The organism is Helicobacter sp. L8 (assembly GCF_003660355.1).
Lineage (GTDB): Bacteria > Campylobacterota > Campylobacteria > Campylobacterales > Helicobacteraceae > Helicobacter > Helicobacter labacensis.
This window is the reverse complement of record NZ_QXQR01000020.1, coordinates 1-21,173: the sequence shown is the minus strand read 5'-3', so window position 1 is coordinate 21,173 and position 21,173 is coordinate 1. Positions and strand designations below refer to the sequence as shown.

At 43.3% G+C, this 21,173-nt stretch carries 17 protein-coding genes; 10 read left to right on the top strand and 7 right to left on the bottom strand.

The features are described 5' to 3' along the window. Positions 1-192: 192 nt before the first annotated feature. Both EAO37_RS07835 and EAO37_RS09855 read left to right on the top strand, forming a co-directional pair. Positions 193-4,521, top strand: a complete 4,329-nt coding sequence (locus tag EAO37_RS07835; RefSeq protein ID WP_240451776.1) for an AAA family ATPase — start codon at positions 193-195, stop codon at positions 4,519-4,521. A 121-nt stretch (positions 4,522-4,642) separates the two neighbouring features. Then, the gene (locus EAO37_RS09855) at positions 4,643-6,703 is read left to right on the top strand and encodes a methyl-accepting chemotaxis protein (protein WP_120952986.1); all 2,061 of its coding nucleotides are present in this window, start codon (positions 4,643-4,645) and stop codon (positions 6,701-6,703) included. Here EAO37_RS09855 and EAO37_RS09710 read toward each other — a convergent pair. Both EAO37_RS09710 and EAO37_RS07825 read right to left on the bottom strand, forming a co-directional pair. Continuing rightward, positions 6,700-6,900: a hypothetical protein gene (locus EAO37_RS09710; protein ID WP_240451775.1), complete on the bottom strand. Its 201-nt coding sequence runs from the start codon at positions 6,898-6,900 to the stop codon at positions 6,700-6,702. The genes EAO37_RS09855 and EAO37_RS09710 overlap by 4 nt on opposite strands. After that, positions 6,855-7,916 carry an aromatic amino acid transport family protein gene (locus tag EAO37_RS07825; RefSeq protein ID WP_240451774.1) on the bottom strand — a complete coding sequence of 354 codons (1,062 nt, stop codon included), beginning with the start codon at positions 7,914-7,916 and terminating at the stop codon, positions 6,855-6,857. The genes EAO37_RS09710 and EAO37_RS07825 overlap by 46 nt, the downstream gene beginning before the upstream one ends. A gap of 136 nt (positions 7,917-8,052) precedes the next feature. Between EAO37_RS07825 and rho the strand changes: the two genes are divergently transcribed. Beyond that, complete coding sequence (rho, locus tag EAO37_RS07820) at positions 8,053-9,354, top strand: transcription termination factor Rho (protein ID WP_120946040.1); 1,302 nt, start codon at positions 8,053-8,055, stop codon at positions 9,352-9,354. Next, positions 9,354-10,115: a glutamate racemase gene (gene murI, locus EAO37_RS07815; protein ID WP_120952983.1), complete on the top strand. Its 762-nt coding sequence runs from the start codon at positions 9,354-9,356 to the stop codon at positions 10,113-10,115. The genes rho and murI overlap by 1 nt, the downstream gene beginning before the upstream one ends. Positions 10,116-10,200: 85 nt before the next feature. Here the strand turns inward: murI and EAO37_RS09320 are convergent, their stop codons facing one another. Then, positions 10,201-10,377 carry a hypothetical protein gene (locus EAO37_RS09320; protein ID WP_162982999.1) on the bottom strand — a complete coding sequence of 59 codons (177 nt, stop codon included), beginning with the start codon at positions 10,375-10,377 and terminating at the stop codon, positions 10,201-10,203. A 432-nt stretch (positions 10,378-10,809) separates the two neighbouring features. On the opposite strand from EAO37_RS09320, the gene EAO37_RS07805 reads away from it, so the two are divergent. Beyond that, the gene (locus tag EAO37_RS07805; RefSeq protein WP_162982998.1) at positions 10,810-11,157 is read left to right on the top strand and encodes a hypothetical protein; all 348 of its coding nucleotides are present in this window, start codon (positions 10,810-10,812) and stop codon (positions 11,155-11,157) included. Positions 11,158-12,006: 849 nt separating this feature from the next. On the opposite strand, the gene EAO37_RS09850 is transcribed toward EAO37_RS07805, so the two are convergent. Beyond that, a complete protein-coding gene (locus EAO37_RS09850; RefSeq protein ID WP_120952969.1) occupies positions 12,007-14,124 on the bottom strand; it encodes a methyl-accepting chemotaxis protein in 2,118 nt (705 codons plus the stop codon). A 519-nt stretch (positions 14,125-14,643) separates the two neighbouring features. Between EAO37_RS09850 and EAO37_RS07785 the strand changes: the two genes are divergently transcribed. The 3 genes from EAO37_RS07785 to EAO37_RS09905 are packed head-to-tail and all read left to right on the top strand — an operon-like array spanning position 14,644 to position 15,879. Further along, on the top strand, positions 14,644-14,946 hold the full coding sequence (locus EAO37_RS07785) for a hypothetical protein (protein WP_120952966.1): 303 nt from the start codon (positions 14,644-14,646) through the stop codon (positions 14,944-14,946). Next, positions 14,904-15,443 carry a hypothetical protein gene (locus tag EAO37_RS07780; RefSeq protein WP_120952963.1) on the top strand — a complete coding sequence of 180 codons (540 nt, stop codon included), beginning with the start codon at positions 14,904-14,906 and terminating at the stop codon, positions 15,441-15,443. Before EAO37_RS07785 ends, EAO37_RS07780 begins: the two co-directional genes overlap by 43 nt. Further along, on the top strand, positions 15,436-15,879 hold the full coding sequence (locus tag EAO37_RS09905; RefSeq protein ID WP_120952960.1) for a ribbon-helix-helix domain-containing protein: 444 nt from the start codon (positions 15,436-15,438) through the stop codon (positions 15,877-15,879). The genes EAO37_RS07780 and EAO37_RS09905 overlap by 8 nt, the downstream gene beginning before the upstream one ends. A gap of 869 nt (positions 15,880-16,748) precedes the next feature. Here the strand turns inward: EAO37_RS09905 and EAO37_RS07770 are convergent. The 3 genes from EAO37_RS07770 to EAO37_RS07760 all read right to left on the bottom strand — a co-directional run bounded on the left by EAO37_RS07770 (position 16,749) and on the right by EAO37_RS07760 (position 18,515). Next, positions 16,749-17,204 (bottom strand): hypothetical protein, encoded by a 456-nt coding sequence (locus EAO37_RS07770; protein ID WP_120952957.1) that lies wholly within the window; start codon positions 17,202-17,204, stop codon positions 16,749-16,751. Between the two features lie 98 nt (positions 17,205-17,302). Continuing rightward, a complete protein-coding gene (locus EAO37_RS07765) occupies positions 17,303-17,692 on the bottom strand; it encodes a hypothetical protein (protein ID WP_120952954.1) in 390 nt (129 codons plus the stop codon). Continuing rightward, positions 17,658-18,515, bottom strand: coding sequence for a RepB family plasmid replication initiator protein (locus EAO37_RS07760; RefSeq protein WP_120952951.1), 858 nt, complete (start codon positions 18,513-18,515; stop codon positions 17,658-17,660). The genes EAO37_RS07765 and EAO37_RS07760 overlap by 35 nt, the downstream gene beginning before the upstream one ends. 1,767 nt (positions 18,516-20,282) lie before the next feature. On the opposite strand from EAO37_RS07760, the gene EAO37_RS07750 reads away from it, so the two are divergent. Both EAO37_RS07750 and EAO37_RS07745 read left to right on the top strand, forming a co-directional pair. After that, positions 20,283-20,633: a hypothetical protein gene (locus EAO37_RS07750; RefSeq protein WP_120952945.1), complete on the top strand. Its 351-nt coding sequence runs from the start codon at positions 20,283-20,285 to the stop codon at positions 20,631-20,633. Further along, positions 20,576-21,173, top strand: a 598-nt coding sequence (locus EAO37_RS07745) for a hypothetical protein (RefSeq protein WP_162982997.1), incomplete at its 3' end; no start/stop codon positions are given. The genes EAO37_RS07750 and EAO37_RS07745, both read left to right, overlap by 58 nt.

Genomic DNA, 21,173 nt, shown 5'->3' with positions numbered 1-21,173 from the left:
AAGCCTCAAAGACGCGTCCTATTGGTAAAACTTTCAAGTTACTCACATTTGCTTAGGCAAAAGCGCATTCTATCGTTGGAAAGCTTAAGGGGGGCTTAGAGTGCGTGAAAAGATCCAAGAGTTTTGGATAAATAGCGTATTAAAAAAGGTCGATTTAATGGCTAGATTTTGGTTTATACAACAAGGATTTGTATGCACTATATTATCTATGGTATTTTGATTTGGATTGGGCTAGAGTTTGCAGGTGTGATTTTGGGTTTGATCTTAATGGTGCTGGGTAAATCTTTTTTCTTTGTGCTGGAAAAGATACTAGATATTTGGTTGTTTTTAAGCCCCACAAGAGAACAAAACACCTCCAAAGATGCGGAAATCAAATTAATAGAGGGTAGAATTAATGGAATTGATCATAACAAAGCAGATAAAAAAGACATTAAATACAAAGGAGGATGTGTGGCAAAATCTAAAAAGCCCATGGGTTTTTATGAATTAAAAAGGCATTTGCTCATCCAAAGAGTGGGCTGTCTGGCTTGGATTGCCGATCACGCTTATAAAAATTTTGGCTGGGTTGCTTTAAAACCCTTGCATCAAGCCCAAAGCGCGCGCATCAAGTTAGACACTCTCATAGAGGATCAAGATCGCTATATTTTAGAGGGGGCAGAAGAATTAGAGTGGCTACAAAAATACCCTTACAGAGCGTATTACTTTTTTGGGGAGATTTGCCAGCAAAGGCAGGCAACCCAACAAGAGATCACCTTTAAAAACAGCGCAGAGGTGCTAGATTTTTTACTCAATCTTTATAAACCCTATGCCCATTTTGATCCCAAATTTTCTCAACACCAAACAATGGTGAATTTGAACTTAGAGGTAGAAAAAGAGAAAAATCGCGCCCAATTCTTGTATGAAAAAACCTTACAATCTTGGTCTTATTCTTTTGAAAGTGCTCTGAATAAAATTTGCCTTAAAACCCCCACGCAGGTAAAAATCCCTCTCCAATCCCTCCCCTTTTGCCCCAAAACTCTCACCCCCGTGCTAGAAAAATACCGCTGGGGCGATGCCTACATTTTTCAAACCACCTACACACCCCCGCCCAATTTGCCTAAGTTTGATCCTGAAATTTTGCGCGCCCATCTGTCTAAATCTCTTAAGTTATGGCAAGAACACTTAGAAGAATGTATGCAAAATTTAGTGCCCCCCCAAAGAAAGCCAAAATTCAAGCGCAATGTGCGCAAACAGCTTGCTAAACTTTGCCTGCAACAACATTGCGGTTTAATCACGCCCGAGTTGATCGAGCACTACAAATTAAGCGACCCTGAAGACCCCGAAGTGATCAAAGCAGTCGCTCAAGTCTATATTGCGCAAAATTTTCCTAGTTGTAAGGATAAAATTACTATCCCCCAAGAGAGCGAATTTTTTGCCCTACGCCGTTTCACTTTAGACAACCAAAAATGCTACTACTTAGAACAAGCCCTATGGGTATGGGCTTGGCAACGCCTGCTAGAGATTTTTAATGGTTCTTTAGAGATGCGCGCGATTCAAGATCAGCTTTTAGCGCGCTTAAGCCCTGAGCAAGCCCTAGACTTCCAAAAGGCGTTTTTAGACAATGATAGCGAGCAATCTCATATCCCAGAATGGGGTTTAATCGCTCATTTAAACCTACCCCTTGCGGTGTTTCAGCACAATGAAAAAATTTTAATCACCAAAAACCCCGCCTTTCACCCCAAAGACTTTTTACGCCCAACCCCCCTTGATAACGATTTTTCGCGCCTTTTATTCTTCTATGGGCGGGTGCTTGATGAGGAAAATATCGCGGATTTTTTGCATAAAATCCCCCCCTATGCGCCTAAAAATTTGGGTGTGCATGCACTTAAAATCTATTTGCTCCAACACCAAGCGGGGCATTTGTGCGAGTTTGTCGATCAAGCCTATAACAACTTTGGTTGGGCGCGCTTAAATGCCGCGCAACAAAGCGTAGCGGTTGTCCTAGCAGACATTGCGGACAAACAGCTAGAGCAAGGTGAAGAGGTGCATTACTTTTTTAGTGGTGTTTGCCAAGAAAGGCAAGACAAGCAACGCAGCATTAACTTTATCAATGCCAAACAAGTGTGCGATTTTTTAATAAAGTTGTTTAAACCTTATGCGCTTCAAGACCCTAACCATGCCTTGCACTTGAGAGCTACCCATGACACCATGAAGCATGTATATGTTGTAGATGCAGAGCATTTTGATGCGCGTTTGTATGAAGAGATTCTCAAAGAATGGGAGCTAGACTTTACAGACCGCTTAAAGAAAAACCTGCAAATTGCGCCCGATTGTGCCAAAATCTCTCTAAAAGCCATGCCTTTTTTGCCTAAAGAAGCCGCCCTAGCTCTAGAGCTCTACGCCCAAGAGGATGCCTATGTTTTTCAAACCACCTACACCCCGCCTAAAGACTTGCCCCCCTTTGATCGCCAAATTTTACGCGCCAATTTAAAAGAGTATCTAAGGATTGATCAAGGGGCGTTAGCAGGCGTGGTCGATAGCCTTGTGCGCCCCAAAAATAAGCCCCAACTCAAGCGCAAAACCCGTAAGCAAATCGCTAAACTGCGCTTGCAAGAAACTTGTGGGATATTAGCCCCTAAAGATTTTAAAACCTTTCATTTAGACCGGCCTAAAGCGCATAGTGTTCTACACAGGCACCGCTTTTACTATCAGGGGCAAGAGCATTATTACTTTGAATACGCTCTCAATATTTGGGTGTTGCAACGCTTGTTAGAGATTTTTAACGGCTCTATGGCAATGCAAGCAATCGAGCACGATCTATTAGGGCGTTTAAGCCACACACAAGCCCTAGAGTTTTCAAAGGTCTTTAGCCAAAAACACGCCGGGATAGATGGCACCATAAACGCCCTTGCTAGCCATTTGAGCTTGCCTGTTATGCTTGAAAGTGGTGGTGTGGTTGTGCCCAATCCTAACTTTAAAGCCCATGTTTATTTAAGCCACAGCCCCCACAACCTAGAGTCTTTGCGCTTACTCTTAGATTTTAAAGAGCACCACAAAGAGCCAAGAGAACCCACACTCCCGCTATCTTTTGTCCTAGTGTCCAAGGAATTAGAAGAGACATTTAGCCAGTTGTGTGCTAAAAAGGTTGATGTGTATGCAGAGGGGTTATTTTTTGATGATAAATCCGCTTTTGCCCAAAGAATCCTTGAAATGCAGTGCCAATTCCTCAAAGAACACACCAATTTTGAAGAGAATTATTTAGAGTGGTGTTTGGCTTATGTGGAGAGTGTGGGCGTGTTGGAGGATAAAAGGGCGTTGATCCAAAAGATCGCAGAGGCGCAACAACGCTTTACCAACGAACAAGCCACGCTAGAGAGGGCGTTTATTGAGTGGTGGGTTGAAAATGTAGATGCAGAGTTAGAAGGTCTGTTTTTTGATGACAAGTTTGCCTTTTTTCAAACATTTCTTGCCATGCAGGCGCAATTTTTTAAGCAAACCCTACCCACCCCCCAAGAACCAAAGATCACAACCCCCCCACAAGAAAGCCCGCCTAAAACCCCCAAACAACCACAACCCCAAGCCTCCCAACCCCAAGACAAATACTCCCCCAAAGCCATTAAGGCTTATTTAGATCAATTTGTGATCGGACAGGAGAATGCTAAAAAACAAATGAGCTTGGTCTTTAGCGATCATTACAAGCGCATTAATGGACAATCCAGTTTAGAAAAAGCCAATGCGATTTGTATCGGACCCTCAGGCAGTGGCAAGACTTTTTTAATTGAAATGGCAACCAAGTATTTAGACATCCCCTATTGCATCGCCAATGCCGCCGCTTTCACCCCTACAGGCTATCTTGGCAATGAAACTAACCAGATGTTTGCCACGCTTTATAGCAATGCAGAAAAAGACATTGAAAAAGCCCAAAGAGGGGTGTTAGTCTTAGATGAGATTGACAAACTAGGGCAGGGGAGTTGGCATGACAGAGAATGGCGCCAAGGGGTGCAAAATGAACTTTTAAAGGTGATTGAAAAAGGGATTGTAACTTTTGAGTATGGGGGTAGAGCCAGCGGACAAACCATTACCCTACAAACCGATCACATGCTCTTTATTGTCTTAGGGCATTTTGAAAAGTTGTGGAAAAATAACAAGTCTCATCAAAAAATCCCTAAATTCAGCAATGAAGGCTTGATAGAATGTGGGATGAAGCGCGAATTTTTGCGCCGTTTTTCTATCAAAGTGGTTTTTGAGCCAGTGGACATAGACATGTTGACTAAGCTTCTAGATCGCCGTTTAAAACCTTTTCAAGAGGAATTTGCCCAAGCAGGAAGTGCTTTAGAGTTTAGCCAAGAAGCCAAGCGTGTTTTGATAGAAGAAGCCTTGCAAGGGGGGATTGGCATGAGTGGGCTAGATCAAAAACTCCATGAGGTCTTGATGCCTCTGCGTTTTGATATAGAGTGCTACAGAGGATTTAAGTGCCTCATCACGCGCGACACCCTAAGAGGCGGGTGTGTGCAGATGGTGGGGTTGGAAGGAGAACTCTAGCGCGCTTTTAAGAACCAATGAAGCTTTGTTTTCTCTACTCTGTGCTTTAAAGAGATTTTCTAATTTCAAGGGTTAGTTGTGTTAAACTAGGGCTTTTAGTTGATTTTGAAGAAGGAGAGCTATGTTAAGAGATATGGCTTTGCGTAATAAAATGGTTCTTGCCATTGGGTCGGCGTTGGTGGTGTTGGTTGTGGTGATGACCTACATTGTTTCCTCTAAGGTGGAAAGGCTCTTAGAAGAAGAAGCTCTCAACCGCTTACGAGCACAGGTGCGCAATGCCGGTCAAGGGGTGCAAGATAGCATCACGCGCTCGCTGGTGCGCTTGCATATTCTAAGGGCTGCTCTATTAAAAGATTCTTCAGATATTGGCTTTGATAAAGCCCTCTTGAGCGAATATGTCTTCTATACTAGAAGTGTTTTTGCCCTCTCCATTGCGATGGAAGACGATCATAAAAACGCCCTCACATTTGACAAAATCACTAGCCAAGAGGACAACCCCAATAGTCTCACTGGATCGGGCAAGATTGAAGTTACTCCCGCGCCCAATCTCTACCAACACCCCCTTTATTTAGCCACCAAGCAAAAGAAAGATTTTATCTTAGGCAAGCCCTATCTGCGTAAAATGCAAGATGGGAGCACCATTTATGGCGTGGACATCGCGTGTCCCTTAATGGATGATAAAGAAGTGTTCAGGGGGGCAATTCTCGTCTTTATCAACATCGATCGCTTTGATTATGTGCTGAAAGCCTATGGGGTGGGGGATACCAAGTTCAACCTAGTTGCCCAAGATGGCACCTCGCTTGTGGTCGCTGGTAATAAACAATGGCGCAACCACCCTTGGAAGGAGATTAACGCTGATTTCAGCGGGCGGGCTTTGCCCATAATCCAGCGAGGGGAAAGGGCAGTGCTCCGTGTGCATTCTATCATGAATAACGAATTATCTTATGGAGCGGTTTTTCCTTTCAGTATTTTTAGAGACCCTTCTAAAAAATTCTACTGGGCTGTAGTGGGGGTGCGTAGCGAAAAACGGGTGTTTAGAGATATTGACTCCATTAAAACCACCGTGCGTGTAACGGGGGCTATTGGCTTGATCGTGGTGGTTGGCATCATTTACTGGTTGCTCTATGTGTTGATGAGCAAGAGAATTAACAATGTGTCTGCGAATCTAGAAAACTTCTTTAAAATTCTGCGCCATGAAGTCTCCCCGGATACCATCAAGCTCATTCCTGCCACCAGTGGTGATGATTTAGGCAAAATACAAATGTCGATCAATAGCAATATCCAGCGAGTCCAACAAACTCTCTTGCAAGATGAAAAAGCCGTGCAAAATGGCATCGATGTCGCCTCTAGGGTGGAAATGGGGGATTTTAGCCAAACGATCAATGCACAACCCAATAACCCCTCTTTAATAGAGCTCAAGAAGAATATCAATAATATTATTCTTTACATGCAAAAGAACATTGGGATGCACATGAAAACCATCAATGAGGCTTTTGAACGCTACGCCCAATACGACTTTAGACAAGGGATTGCCAATGCGAGCGGGCATATTGAGGTGGTGTTAGATGGACTAGCCCTTGAAACTAGGCGCATGCTTGGCACTTCTGCGGAGTTTGCTAAGGAATTAGATAGCAAGGTGGGAGTGCTTAATGGTTGCGTGGATCGCCTCAATGAAGTGGCTAATAACCAAAACAAGAGCCTAGATAAGACCATTGGAAGTATCGCCGGGATCACCAGCGGGATTACAGAAGTGGCGCATAAAAGCGAGGGGATGATCCAACAAGGGCAGGATATTAAAAACATTGTGGAAATCATCCGCGACATTGCCGATCAAACAAATTTGCTTGCCTTGAACGCCGCCATTGAGGCTGCGCGTGCGGGCGAGCATGGACGCGGTTTTGCTGTGGTGGCTGATGAGGTGAGAAAACTTGCTGAACGCACCCAAAAATCCTTGAGCGAAATTGAAACTAATATCAATGTCTTGGTGCAAAGCATTTCAGACACCTCAGCGAGCATCCAAAACCAAGCTAAGGAAGTCGAATCCATCAACCAATCCCTAGAGGAATTCAAACAAGACACCCAAAGCAATATTGCCATCGCGCGCGATTCCTTGAGTGCCTCTAAGGACATTAACCGCATTTCTCAAGAAATCCTACAAGATGTGGAGCGCAAGAAGTTTTAAAACAAACCCTGCACAATGGATGAGAGGGCAAGCAAGCCTAAGACAACTAGGAAGGTGTCGCTGAACTTGTTTTGGTAGGGCTGTAGGGCAGGGATTTTATACATCGCATACATGGGCAAGATAAAGAGCATTAAAGCGATGATGGGACCGCCTAAGTTTTCAATAAAATCCAACACGCTAGGGTTAGCATAAGCCACCAGCACCATAGAGAGGTATAAAACCCATGCACGCCTGCTTGTGCGCGCCTGCCCTGTTTGTGTAAAATTTGTGCCACTAAACCGCTCAAGCCCTCTTTAGCCCCGATATAATGCCCCAAAAAAGAAGTGGTGATGGCTAAAAAGGCGATAAGAGGCGCGCTGTAGGCGATGAGGGGGTCATTAAATTTATCCGCAAAATAAGAGAGGATGGAAATATTTTGCGCCTTAGCTGCTTGCAATTGTGCTGGATCCACGCAAAGAATGCAAGAGAATACAAAGAACATCACAAAGACAAAGAGCAACATGGAGGTGCGCCATAGAATCGCGCTGGTTTTGCCAAAGGCTTGCGCGCCATAAGCCCTACGGATACTCAAAGAGTAATTGGAAATGGCGGGTGAATAGTCAAAGGCAAAGACAAGCACGGGCAAAGTGGTATAGAGGATTTTAAGACTATCTGCAAAGCTAGGGAAGATCAAGAGCATGTCTAATCTCCAATAGGGAATGAGATAGAGGGAAAAGAGGGCTAGAATAATGATGAGAGGATAAACTAGGGCTTGGGTGATTTTGAGCATGATTTTCTCTGTAAAGATCAAAGCTAAGACCATCAAGGTGATTAAGCCCCAAGCTAACAAGAGGCGATGGGGGGGTTGCACATGCAATTGCATGTGCATGAAATTTTCTACTGTGTTGGTGATCCCCACCCCATAGATCAAACAAGCCGGGTAAATGGCAAAGAAGTATAAGAAAGTCATCCATTTGCCCAAATTCTCCCCAAAATGCTCTCTAACCACACAGGTGATGTCGGCATTGGACTCTTTAGCGCTCAAGACAAAATAGCTCAAAGCGCGGTGGGCAAAAAAGACCATAGGAAACACGATCACACAGAGTAACACCACGATCCAAAAGCCCCCAAGCCCGGCGTTGATGGGTAAAAACAAAATCCCCGCCCCCACCGCCACACCAAATAAAGATAGCACCCAGCTTCGATCAAAAGCGCGCGTTTGTTTTTTCTGCATAGATGTCCTTTATATCCTCCAAAATAAGCGTATTGTAATTTTAGCCATGTTAGAGTAAGCTTTTTTATCGCTTCCCTAAATTTTTAAAATATCAGTGTAGGTTTGGCTTGCCCCCATCCGCCCCTTAAGGATTTTAATGGCTTACGAGCAACATAAACAAAGAACCCATACCCCCGTAAGTGGGTACCGCATTGAAGAATTGCGCGCAAAACCCACCGAAAAACTCCTAGAAATCGCCAACGAACTCAAGGTAGAAAACCCCCAAGAATACAAACGCCAAGATTTGATGTTTGAAATCTTAAAAACCCAAGTCTCCCAAGGGGGCTATATTCTCTTCACAGGCATTTTAGAAATGTCTAATGAGGGCTATGGTTTTTTAAGGGGGATGGATGGGAGCTTTTCAGATAATCAGAATGATACCTATGTGAGTCATTCTCAAATTAAACGCTTTGCTTTGCGCAATGGCGACATTGTAACCGGCCAAGTGCGCGCCCCCAAAGATCAAGAAAAATACTATGCCCTGCTCAAAATTGAAGCGGTCAATTACCTCCCCCTAGATGAAATTAGAAACCGCCCCCTTTTTGACAACTTAACCCCGCTTTTTCCTACCGAGCAGATCAAACTAGAATACGAGCCTACCAAAGTTACCGGGCGCATGCTCGATCTTTTTAGCCCCATTGGCAAGGGACAACGCGCCCTCATTGTCGCCCCGCCCCGCACAGGTAAAACCGAGCTGATGAAAGAACTCGCACACGGCATTACGGCTAACCACCCGGAGATGGAACTCATTATTCTACTCGTAGATGAGCGCCCTGAAGAGGTTACGGACATGCAAAGAAGTGTGCGCGCCCAAGTCTTTAGCTCCACCTTTGATTTGCCCTCGCACAACCATGTGCGCATCGCCGAGTTGGTGCTAGAGCGGGCTAAAAGACGCGTAGAGATGGGTAAGGATGTGGTGATCTTGCTAGACTCTATCACGCGTTTAGCGCGCGCTTACAATGCGATCACCCCCTCTAGTGGCAAAGTTTTAAGCGGAGGGGTGGATGCGCATGCCTTGCACAGACCCAAACGCTTTTTTGGCGCGGCGCGCAATATTGAAGAGGGGGGGAGTTTGAGTATCATCGCCACCGCTTTAATTGAAACGGGATCGCGCATGGATGAGGTGATCTTTGAGGAGTTTAAAGGCACGGGCAATAGCGAGATTGTGCTAGCGCGCAGTATCTCCGATCGGCGCATTTACCCCGCCTTTGATGTGCTCAAATCGGGCACGCGCAAGGATAATATCTTGCTGGGCAAGGACAAACTCACCAAAGTTTGGGTGTTGCGCAATGTGATGCAACAAATGGACGATGTGGAAGCCCTAAACTTCATCTATTCTAAAATGCAAACTACAAAGGACAACGCCGAGTTTTTAGACCTGATGAATCAGGGTTCTTAGTGCGTGTAGGGATTTTTGATAGCGGGGTGGGGGGCTTGAGCGTGCTCAAAAGCGTGTTGCAAGCGCGCTTGTTTGCTGAGATTATCTACTATGGAGACACCGCACGCGTGCCCTATGGTCCTAAGGATAAAACCACCATCGAGCACTTTGCCCTAGAGGCTTTGGAGTTTTTTAAGCCCTTTGATATTGAAATGCTCTTAGTAGCGTGTAACACCGTGAGCGCGCTCGCTTTAGAGAAAATGCGCGCACACTCCTCTATCCCCATAGTGGGCGTGATCGAGGCAGGCATTCTAGCCACTATCCAGCAATTCCAAGACAAACACACCCCTATTTTAGTGCTAGGCACACGCGCCACTATTGCCTCAGGGCAATACGCCCAGAAACTCCATGCGCATGGCTACTCTAGTGTGCAAAGCCTTGCTACTGGACTTTTTGTGCCCTTGATTGAGGAGGGGGTGCTAGAGGGGGAGTTATTGCAAGCGTGTATGCGCCATTACTTTGAGTCTATGCACAATGCCCCTGCGGTGCTGATCTTAGGTTGCACGCATTTTCCCCTGATTGCCTCCCAACTACAGGGCTATTTTCAAGCGCGTTTTCAACGCTCTTGTGCCTTAGTGCATTCCGGCGATGCGATCGTACATTTCTTGCAAGACACACACCACCTAACCCCTCTAAAGCACCCCCCCAAAGTGCGCTTTTTTGCTAGCGGAGATGTGGAGGCACTTAAAGTTCAAGCTAGGGCGTGGTTGCAAGGGCTTTAGTAGTGTTAAAAGGAGGATGTTTTTGTGCCCATACAACATTTGGTGGGATCGTGGGACGCTAAAAACTCCAAGGGATCGCTTATTTCTAATGTTGGGCGATCTGTTCTATGCGCTTGGGGTCTACTTGGGTGCGCGTTTGTGTGCCTACCCCGGCGTTGAAATTGGGCTTAATGTCATCTGCCCTGACTATAACAAAATCTAAAGGGTAGATGTGGGTGTCGTCTAGGCTAACCGCGCTTTTAAAGCCCTCTAGTTTTTGCATAGGAATGCTTTTGCCTAGCTCTAAATTCTTTTCATTCTCCTTACCCCCTGCTTGGGCTTGCTTGTTCTCTAGGGCTTCTTGTTGCTCTTTGGCTCTCTGCTGGGCTAAAGCCTCTTGTTTAGCCCTGTTAGCTTGCTGCTGTGCTAAAGCCTCTTGTCTTTGGCTCTCTCTAAAGGCTAGTGCCTGCTCTCTAGGGCTTAAGGGGGGTGTTAAAGGCTCTGTGTTACCTTTAGGGGATATTTAGAGTAGGGTTTTTTACACAAAAATACTTAAATATCAATAGGTTTAAAGAATTAATTAAAGAGGGAGAGGTGGAGTTACGAAAACGGGGATTAGGATAAGAAGATTTACACCAAACACCCCGACTTTTACGGCATACTCTTACCATACCCAAATAGCAACGAAGGTGGGAGGTGGAGATCTACGGATTCATTGAAAGAACAAGAGGCGATGCGCGAAAAGAATGTGCGGAGCAATAATCTGCTTTTTGATACTTGTAAATTTATACGGAAAATCAGAGATGATAACAATTGGTATGTTTCAGGTTCTGTAATCGGTGGCTTTGTTTATGATGCGATTGGGAATTGGAGATGGGAAACTGACACCTCTAATACAGATGCTAATTCGCACCGTAAATTTGGAAGACAGCTATTATCAAAAGCGAGAGACTTGAGAAGATCGATACAAATGCCAGGAAGTGGAGATTCTATCGCCATTGAACAAAATGAAGTGAGAAACTTGGAAAAAATTTTGGAATGTATGCTATGTGCCAAAATTTAGAGTATAAAAATGCTCTTTTGCAAGAAATTAAAGAGTCTTACTGCAAAGTGGTTTACAGTAAGATGGCTTTTAATAAAGAGTTTAAAATTAGAGAGGGGAGGTGCAAGTGTTTAAAATGGTGCCAAGTGCTCTTATCCGTATCAACTTTTGTTATTTCGTTGGTTCTTTTTGATTCTGGGTGTTTGTTTTTATTTGTGAAAGCTATATTGCGTTGATGACAGATTGTCAGACACTGTCTAATGCAAACATCAGAGATAAAAAAGAAAAGTTAGATAAAGAACTTGGAGAAATCTATTAAAAATACCCAAAAACGAGTCGCAAAGCTTACAAACAAGCCCAACATGCTCTCAAATCAGAGGGAGAACAATTCTGCTCAGAAGAAGAGTTGCACAAAATATTACCCAAGCATCTAGGAAAGCAATGAAGATAAAATCTTGCGCAGCAAACTCACCACTGATCAAGTGTCCATACCATTTGTCTAAACATATTTTACCCTCGCGCACTAAAGCCCCACAAAGCAGAATGCCTTTCTCTTTAGCTAGAGGCACTTTCTCATAGTAGACCTGTCTTTATCAAAAGCGCGCACTATGAGAGGCAACTATCTGTTGAGATATGGTTTTAAGGTGGGCATTGGTGTGGAAGTAGAGAGATGGGCACAAGAGGTTTTAGCGTGTTATCCTGCTTTTAAGGGCGCGGACTTCCGCTATAGTTAGGCACTCCTGTAGCATAGAGGGGTGGGCTCTACAAATCTATTGGTGTTGTTGCTGAAAATGTGCTTTGTATGGGTTAGAGATACACAACAAGGGAGAGGACACCCACCACTAGCATGGTTGCAAAAGACCCCTGAGCTTAAAACTTCTTTTTATTGACATCATCAAAAATTTCCTTAGCGATGTCATTGACCTTTTGGGTGATCTGGTCGGTGTCTTGGGCGATTTGGGCGTTTTTTTGCACCACGACTTCTAGCTGTTCGACCGTTTCATTCACCCGCTCGATCCCACTAGCCTGTTCTTGGACATTGGCGACAATTTCATCAATGCTTTGGACTAACAAGTTGGCATTAGCTTCTATCTCGCCTAGAGATTTCCCTGTTCTCTCGGCTAATTTTCTGACTTCATCAGCCACCACCGCAAAGCCCCTGCCGTGTTCGCCTGCGCGCGCGGCTTCAATGGCGGCGTTTAAAGCCAAGAGATTGGTTTGGTTGGCGATGTCTTGGATGATGACAATGATATTTTTTATCTCTTGGGCTTGCTTGGTGATCTCTGTGGTGCGTGTGCTGGTGTTTTGCATGGAGGTAGCAATTTGGGCGATTTGCTGGGCAGTCCCTTCTAGGGAGTTAGACTGCTCCACACTGCTTTGAGAGAGGGTTTGCATGGACTCCTTTAAAATCGCGCTTTGGGAGGATAATTCCTTGGCGAAGGCAAAAGAGGCACTGAGCATTTCGCGGATGTCTTGACCTAGCATGTTGGTGGTGATCTCCACTGCGCCCTTAGCCTCTGGGATTTTAGCGGTGAAGTCAAATTTTTTATAGGCTTCAAAAACGGCGTTGATGGTGTCCATATTGCGCCCCACCTTGCGCTCTAGGGTGTCTAGCATGGTGTTGAGCACATTTTTGAGTTCTTTAAGTTGAGGGTTAGCAGGGATTTGTGTGATGCGCGCGCTCAAATCGCCTGATTCGATGATCTTAGCCGTGCTAACAGATTGGGACACCGCCTGTTCGTCCTCATCCAAAGATTTTTGAATCTTTTGGATATTGGCGTTAATGGCGCTCACCATTTGCCCCAGCTCGTCATTGCTCTGCACCTTTAAGAGTTTGAGAGAAACCTTTTCGTGGTTTAAAAATCTAAAAAAAGTAACCAGCCCCTCTAACACGACAGAGAGGCGCGCGGAGATGATTTTATTAGCCAACAACGCCACGCACACCCCCGCGATGATGAGGGAAAAAAACGCGGTCATGATGACAAGCTTGGCGAGTTCATCTCTAGGCTTGAAAATCGCTTGTTTGGGGGCAACAATGAAAACCGACCAAAACGAATTGATGTCGCGCCAGACTTTGAAATTCACCAGCCCGATAAAGGATTCTTGGTGTCTAATATTCATGTAAGGAAACACCCCCTCTTTGTGTTCTTTGGCAGCTTTTAAAATGCTCTCTGTCAAGGGTCCCGGGTTGACTTCCGCCAAAGGTTTGCCAACCATTTTGGGGTTTGGAAATGCGGCGATTCTGCCAGTAGAAGAGAGCACCGCGATAATATCGCCTTGGTAGACTGAGCTGGTTTTATCCAAGATGATCTCTTGGCGCATCTTGGCAAGGTTGATAGAAAGGCTAATAAAGCCTATAGCCTGTTTATACTTGTTTCTAATGGGGATGGTGGCAATGACAGAGGTAATATCATTTCCAGCGATGGTGATATGCATAGGCTCGCTTAGGGTGTCTTTGTTGGCTAACATAGCCTCCTTGACATTGGGATTATTGAAGAAATTAACGCTTTGCTGGGTGGAGAGAGATACAATCCCACCCTCTTGGAACACATTGGTGTCTTTGAGGGCAAGGTAAAAACCCTCAGGGACAAGATGCTCCACATCTTCAGCTTTGGGGATGGTCTTGATGTGGGAGTCTTTAAAGACGGCACGCGGGAGGTAGAGGAAACAATAATCCGACCAATCGGCTTCATCAAAGGCGGTGCGGACGAAATTGATCAATTCGTCTTCGCGTAAAGAGTTGTTGTTAATGGAGGTTTGAATCGTTTCTCTCAAAGTTTCCAGTAGGGCAAAGCCTTGCTTAAACGCGGGGATAACCCGGTTAGCGTGCCTCTTGGCGACATTGTAGAGGGTTTTGTAAGCCTCTGCTTGCAGAGTCTCAGAAGACTTATAAGCGATCACCCAAGAGAGGATGCTGAAAATGACAAGCAAAACCCCGATGATTAGGGAAACAAGCTTCGTCCCAATCCTGATATTGGATAAATTCACGACCTGCCTTTTCTAAATTGTGTGGTTGCTACCCCTAGACTCCATTTTGTCATGCTTTTTAGACAAGGGGATTCTAGACGCAAAATTTTAACATAAAGAAACTAGCTAATGTAAAAGCTTGTGTGCGTGGTTGTAGAGATTATCTCCTATGCTTGCTCCTCTCTAGCGTTAGCTAGAAAATTTAGCCACTATGGGGGATGAAAACTCTAAATTCTCTAAAGTTTTGTAGTGTTGTTTTTACAAAAAGATTGCTACAAATATAGAAGTGTCTAGGAACACCATGCTAACCCCGGGTGGGAAAGAGCGGTCATGGGGATGGCATGGTTGTGATCCAAAAAAATACGGAGCGTTTACACCGGGCGTTGCGTCCTAAATTCTCTGTATTTGGGCTTAAAATCAGTCTGAAACTCCACAAGAGATAGTATAGGGTTGGGCACCTTTGATATCCCCTTCAATTAAAGGAACACAATGTTGCGCACTTGGGAGTAATTACAATCTTTAGAGCGGCATGGGGTGTGTTTGGGGGATATTTTGGGGTGCGCTCTAGCACAAGAATTTAGCACGCCAACACCCTGCACATTGAGGAGTTGCCAAAAGAGGGCTTTTTGCCCCTATGTGGTGTGTAGCGCGCGTAACAATGGCATTAGGGGCTTTATTAAAAAAGACCTCAGCTTTTTAAACCCCGGTAAAACTTTAAGTTTTGTGATGGATGCTTTTAGCGTGTTTTACCAAGAAAACCCCTATTTTACGGACAATAAAATAGGAATTTATAAGGCGGAGTGGGCAAGACTGCCTTTAGCTTCTCCATTGCCAAAGATTTAGATTTGTTTTTACAAAGCAACGACTCTTCAATCATTGAGAGCATTTACCCCGACAAGGCTAAGATCAGCACTCATCCGCCTTTGATCGATCACTGCGTCTATGACTTTGGGGGTTTTATCCAAAGTGGTGTCCTACAAATTGCTAAAGCTAGCCAAGCCATCATCATTCCCTGCACACCGCTTTATAACGCCCTTTTAAAAACCATCGAAACCATCCAAGAATTGCAAGCCTTAAAAGTGCCTTTAATGGTCTTGATCACAGATTACCAAAGCCTAGAGGAAAAAGAACAAGCAAGCAACACTTTGCAATCCATTTTCACAGACCTAAACTTTTTCTTTTTCAAGCACTCTAGAATTTTAGAAAACTCTATGCGTAAGGGACTAAGCTTTAAAGAGTTGTCCATGCAAACACCGCTTTCTAAACTCCATTACAAGACCTTCATAAAAGAATACCAACGCCTTTTAGACACTTTAACACAAGGAGTAAGCGATGAATGAAAACAAAAACAACAATATCCCTAAAACCATCCAAGATGCTTTGAAAAACACCAACAACGCCCAAGAGAACACCTTTACAGCTAAAGACAAGGCTAAACCGGGTAGAAAACCCTTGCCCCCACACTTGAAACAAAACCACACCATCACTTTTTACTTGTCCCAGGAAGAGTACAATACCCTCAAAGCTCTAGCCGACCAAGAAGCTGATAGTGTGAATTTTTTTGTCAAACGCTATGTGTTGAAGAATTTGGTGAAGCGCAATAGATTGTTTTGTAACAAAGCTAACTCCATGTTACATAGATACATAATTTCTGACTTATTGCTTGTTGGTAAGATGCTCCCCATTTGTGCTATATTTTGGAAAGAAAATGGATGGACAAACTTTTTGATCGTGGGACGAGCAGGAGAACAGCATGATCAGGCTGGCATTCCATAAAATTATCCCTGAGTATATCTATTGTGTTTATGTAGTCTACAATATTGGGCGTAAGGTCTATGGAAAATATGCAAAGTTTACATGTCCCATGTTGGTGTTGCAGGTCCTGGCCAACAAACCATATTTAGGCGTGCTTCTTTCTAGCAAAATATGCAAAAATATACAAGTGAAACAATGCCCTATTATTACCTAATTCAGGGGCCAAAGGAATCTTAGAAACTATTGGAGAACAGATTGGACAAGAGGTGATCTAGATATTCCCTCTCCAAAGGCAGGACAACTCTGTATTAGTAAATCAAACACGAATCCTCACCCAAAATAGATTACAAATGTATTGTAACATATTGTAACCTATTCTTAGTTTTTTGCTTTTGCACTGACACTTGGCACTGATATACTCTCAATAGCTTAAGCTAGACACTGTTGCTAAAAACCCTAATAGGCATTTAATCTAAAGAAGCTCAAAAAAGAAACAATCTAGCCATAAACTCCAGCGCGTCAGCCTGAAAGACTTGGTTAAGATAGGGTTCTAACATCTACTCTCCTTTTTGCTATTGTAGGGTATTTGCAAAAGGAAAAAAGGGTTAAAAAGGTTTGACTTTTTAGGGTTTTTTTATTACAGGGTTCTTGTGATGGTGCGGTTGCGTCTAAGTGGCACCCGTGAAGAACTGGGTGTGCCACGCTATCTAATCCTTAGATAGTCGTATACCGGCACCATCTCTAAACCTTGACTTTAAAGCCCCATGTTTATTGTTTAGAGGCTTATGGTGGCGCGTCTAAGGGGACACTAGGTTTAGGGCTTAGCGAGTTCCCGCTACCTTTAGGTGGTCGTGAGCTATAAGTCTTATTCTTTAAAAATGGGGTTATTTTCAAAGTCTGCCATTTTCCTTATACATCGTTTTTAACTTTAGTTCGTTTTTCTTAGTGCTGATGGTCTCTACCACCACTGCATATCCGTCAATCTGTTTAGCGACAATAAACACTTTTTGGTTGTATTTGTCTGTTTCTACTTTATACCTGTCGGCGTTGTTGATGATTTCGGGGTAATGCTTAACATCATTGAGTTCTATTGCTGGTTGTTTGTTTTTTTGGTGGTGCATTGAGCTCAAGCCGTGGTTTTTTTCTACATGTTGTAACGCGCTCCCATTAAAGGTGATTTTTACGGGGTATTTGGGATCAAAACCTAAACTCTCAACCAAGCTTTTATCTTGGGGGGTGAAGTCTCCTAGCCACACCTTGGCGTTAGTTGCTTTCACTCTCTCCAAAAACTCGGGCGTAATCTCCTCTGGGCTAATTTTTCTTAAAGGTCTCTTAGGGTCTAGCAAATCATCACTACTAGGCGGTTTATCCCCTCCATTGCCTCCACTTGTCCCGCCTCTCTTCTCTGCGCTCTTATCTCCTGTGTTTGTTTTAGGGGTTTTCTCTACTTCTTTCTTGACGGAGGCTTTTGCGCGCTCTGCTTGGGCGTATACTTAGCCGGGAACACCGCATTAGCCTTTTGCCCATGCGCTTTCTCCCACTTGGCAATGAGCTGTTCATACAAGTCTTGAATTTCTAACAACTCCTTTTCTTGTTGGGTGCTAAGCTCTTGCATGCGCGCTAAATCCTCACGCATTTTAGGGGTTACCCCCTGTGGGTTTAATTTTTCTATCTTTTTGATAAGGCTGTTGAGTTTGGCTAATCTGGGGCGTATAGGGGGGTAAAAGCCTTCTAAAAGCCCTTCAATACCGATGTGTTCATCAAGTTTTAGACCTATCTCTTTAGTGGCATCAATATTTTCATAGTAATACTTTTCCCTTGTTAAAAAGGCCAAGGGTTAACTTATAAAGTCTTTCATTGGGCATGTATGGGTCGCCCGCTAAAGTTTTCAACTCTTTTGGGGTGAAACGGATAATGGTGTCCTTTTTGTCTTTTAGACGGTTGAATAAACCAAAAAATAAATTGTTCTCAAGCTCACTTAAGGTACCTAGATTAACCTTGTAGATATTGTTGTGCATGACAATTTGCCCTCTATTGGCGATACTTAAATCTTTTGCCAAAACGGGGGCTTTTGTGGGGGTTTTATCCACTGAAGCTAAGTTTTGTGTCTCTATTTCTGTGGGTTTTTTAGCGATAATGTTTAAGTCTTTTGGGGACTCTTGCTCTGTTGTTTCTTTAGTCCGTTCTTTGGATGGTTTTCGTGATGTTGTTTGTGAGGATTGATGTTTTACAATTGATTGTTGAAGTTCTGTAATAGGCACTAGATCCTGTAGCTTGTTTTTTGGATCTATCCATTCTACCCATGTTGTTAAAACACTTTCCATGCTCTTAATACATTCTTTAATGCCATCTCGCAAATCCTGTTCGAGATCATGGCTAGTAGTTTTGAGCGTAACTTTCTCCAATTTCACAATAAGATTCGTGGAGTGTTTTAAAGATTTAATCGCCTCTCCTGAAATATTGAGCTCCCCCTCACCCCATATTGCCTCATTTTCCAAAATAATGGCAACCATTTCTTTCACAATTTCTGTTTTTTTTGCAAACAGTTTTTCAAGCTTGGCAGGGTTGTCTGCGTTTTGTAGCTCCAAAACTTTCAAGGCATCTGTAACATCTCTTAGATCTTTTAGTCGCCTATAAAGTGGGTGTTCTTTGTCCATTTTTACCTATCGCATTTGTAGCTGAAAAACCACTTCATTCATATTTTTTCTTTAAGTTTAAGGCTAAACCTTTTGACAGTTATAACACATTTTTCAAAAAATGTTACAATATACGCAATTTGCTATGACAAAGCCTGTGTTTTAACGCAATTTGTTACAAAAAGCCTCCAAACCTACCTATATATCCATGAAAAACTATAAAGAAAAACTATTTTTAAAAACCGCGCGCGTGCATGCGCGCCCGTGAGTCGAGGCTTTCTTAAATAAAAAAAATTTTGAATTTGGATTAAGATTGGAATGCAGTGCTTAACGCACTGCTTACATTTTGCCTGTGGGGGGAAACCCCCCACACCCCCCTGTGGCTTTTGAGATGAGAGAAATTGAATTTAAAGGGCTATAAAACGCTTTGGGGGTATAGGTAGGGTTTGGGTTGGGTTGAGGGCATGTCGTTGATTGTAGAGCCTCCTAGAGGGGTCTATGAAGGTGTTTTGAAGTGGAAGAGAGTTAGGTGTTCTTTGGAGTGTCAGGTAAAGTGTTTTTGAACCTTTGCAATGGGATTTGTAAGAGTTTAGCTAGTAATGACATCAATGGACTTACACATAAGAATTTTTAAGGGCTTTGGAGAGCTGTGAGGGCAAGATTACAACTTAATAGTCTAGTATGGTTTTTGTCTAATCGCGCTGTATGACACCTCTATGGGGCTGAGAAAGCTATGTATGTTTTGATTGACATACTCACCATAGCTGAAGCTAGCGGCTTTACGGCGCGAGTGGTAAGGTAGGTTGTCTAGATTGTCATCTTCTACGCTCTTTTCTTGGATTTGGACTTGGTGATTAGTTTGTGGTTTTGTGCATTTTCAAGCCTATATACCCCTTGTCTGCTCAAAACTGCTTGCTAAATACACCGCCTAAATTGTGCTTATAGAAATCGCCTTGCATAACTCTTTGGATCGATCGCTTGTTCTCCAAGATACGGACTAGATTAACCATTCTACAGACTTGCGTGTGATCCAAATGAAGGAGAAGCTACTTAAGAATAGTGGAGAAACATCCTTATAGTAATGATGGTTATCTTTCCAAGATGACTTTAGGCATGGTGATTCGCATCATTAAACAAAAAGACTATCCACACGCATTCTCGATGTAGACAAAATCCATTTAAAACACTACGATCCAACTTATAGGCAAGAGAGAATTTTATTCCACAATCTGCACAATCGCTGTTATAATTGAGAGAATATTACAAAAACAAGAATATGAAGAATGGTAAAATCTACCCAAGACAGCAACCAAGACATTCAACTTTCGATAGGCGTATACTCTAACAAAATAGAAAAATTCTTGGACGACCTGATGATAACTTTCAGCGAAAACTTGTCGGAGTATGCCAACCACTTCCAGGAGTGGTTGGTTGGCGAGAGTCCGCCCTACGAATTGTGGGCTGATTGGGATGCATTGCCTATAAGAGCCTACTGAAATCGGTTAAATTTTAGTCGCATCTCTTTTCGATTAAAAATCAGAGACCAAAGGTCTTTGAGGAAGAAATGAAGGGTTATTCTAAAGATTTTTGGAGAAATCAAGCTCTTGGAGAGAAAGTGGAAAAGCGAAATTAGATATTAGGGTTCAAAATTAACAAATTTTGATAGAATAACTAAATAGTTAGCCGAGTAAGCTGACTGGATGGTTAGGGTGTTTTGCTTGCTTTTTCCGTTTTTTCCAGTTTTGCTGGTGTGTCTAACGTTTTGTAAATGCTTAGTGAAGGGGTGCTGTGTTGCAAGATCTAGAAGCCTGTGTTAAAAACTACAAGATCTTTTTGGATGTCCGCCATATCTTTAATGCCAACTATGAAGGTTTTTGTGCAAAGATAGCCCCTCTTTTGCATTCCCATAGAGCTAAAATCTATATTCCAGCCGTGTGTGTGCGAGAGGCGCAAGAGTCATTAGAAGTGGCTAGAAAGAATCGGGCTTTGCTTGAAAATTTATTCCAAGAAAAACTGGCTTATCAACTCACTAAGCCAGATGAGCGTAATAGTGGTTTTTACGATAAAATGCTCTTGCAAGCATGCACCAATACTGCGATCGACACGAAATCCTTTTTATCACCCAAGATCATGGTTTAGCTACCGATGTTCTCAACCTCAACACTAGAAAATCTGTCAAAGCCAAGACTATTTGCGTGCAAAAAATTAAAAGCAATGGTTCTTTAGAAGGGTTTGGCGCACAGAACTTCAATTTAGAGAGTTTTATTAAAATTGGCACAAGCCGTATCTTCATCGACACTTGCAGTGTCCTTGTTTCTGGTTTTGAAAAGTTTTGTCAACAGATCATCCCTCTTTTAAGCAAGCACAGCGCGTACCAAAGAATTGTGAGTTTAGAGCCTCTCTTTAAAGAGTTAAAGAAATGTCTTAAAAGAGCCCACGCAAATAAGGATACTTTTGAGCAACTTCGCGTCCAGGGCTTGGCAGAGTTGCTCGGAGATAAGAACGACTCTTCTGTCAATAAAACCCTGCTTATACACTTTAAAAAACTTATGGTTTCCTATCCCTTGTTTTTTATTTCTAACCATGATAGGTTGCCCCAAGAGCTTTCCAGCTTGAATCGGCGCAAAAAGCAAGCAGATCACGCGATTCAATTTGCTAAAATTGATAAGGACGGCTCGT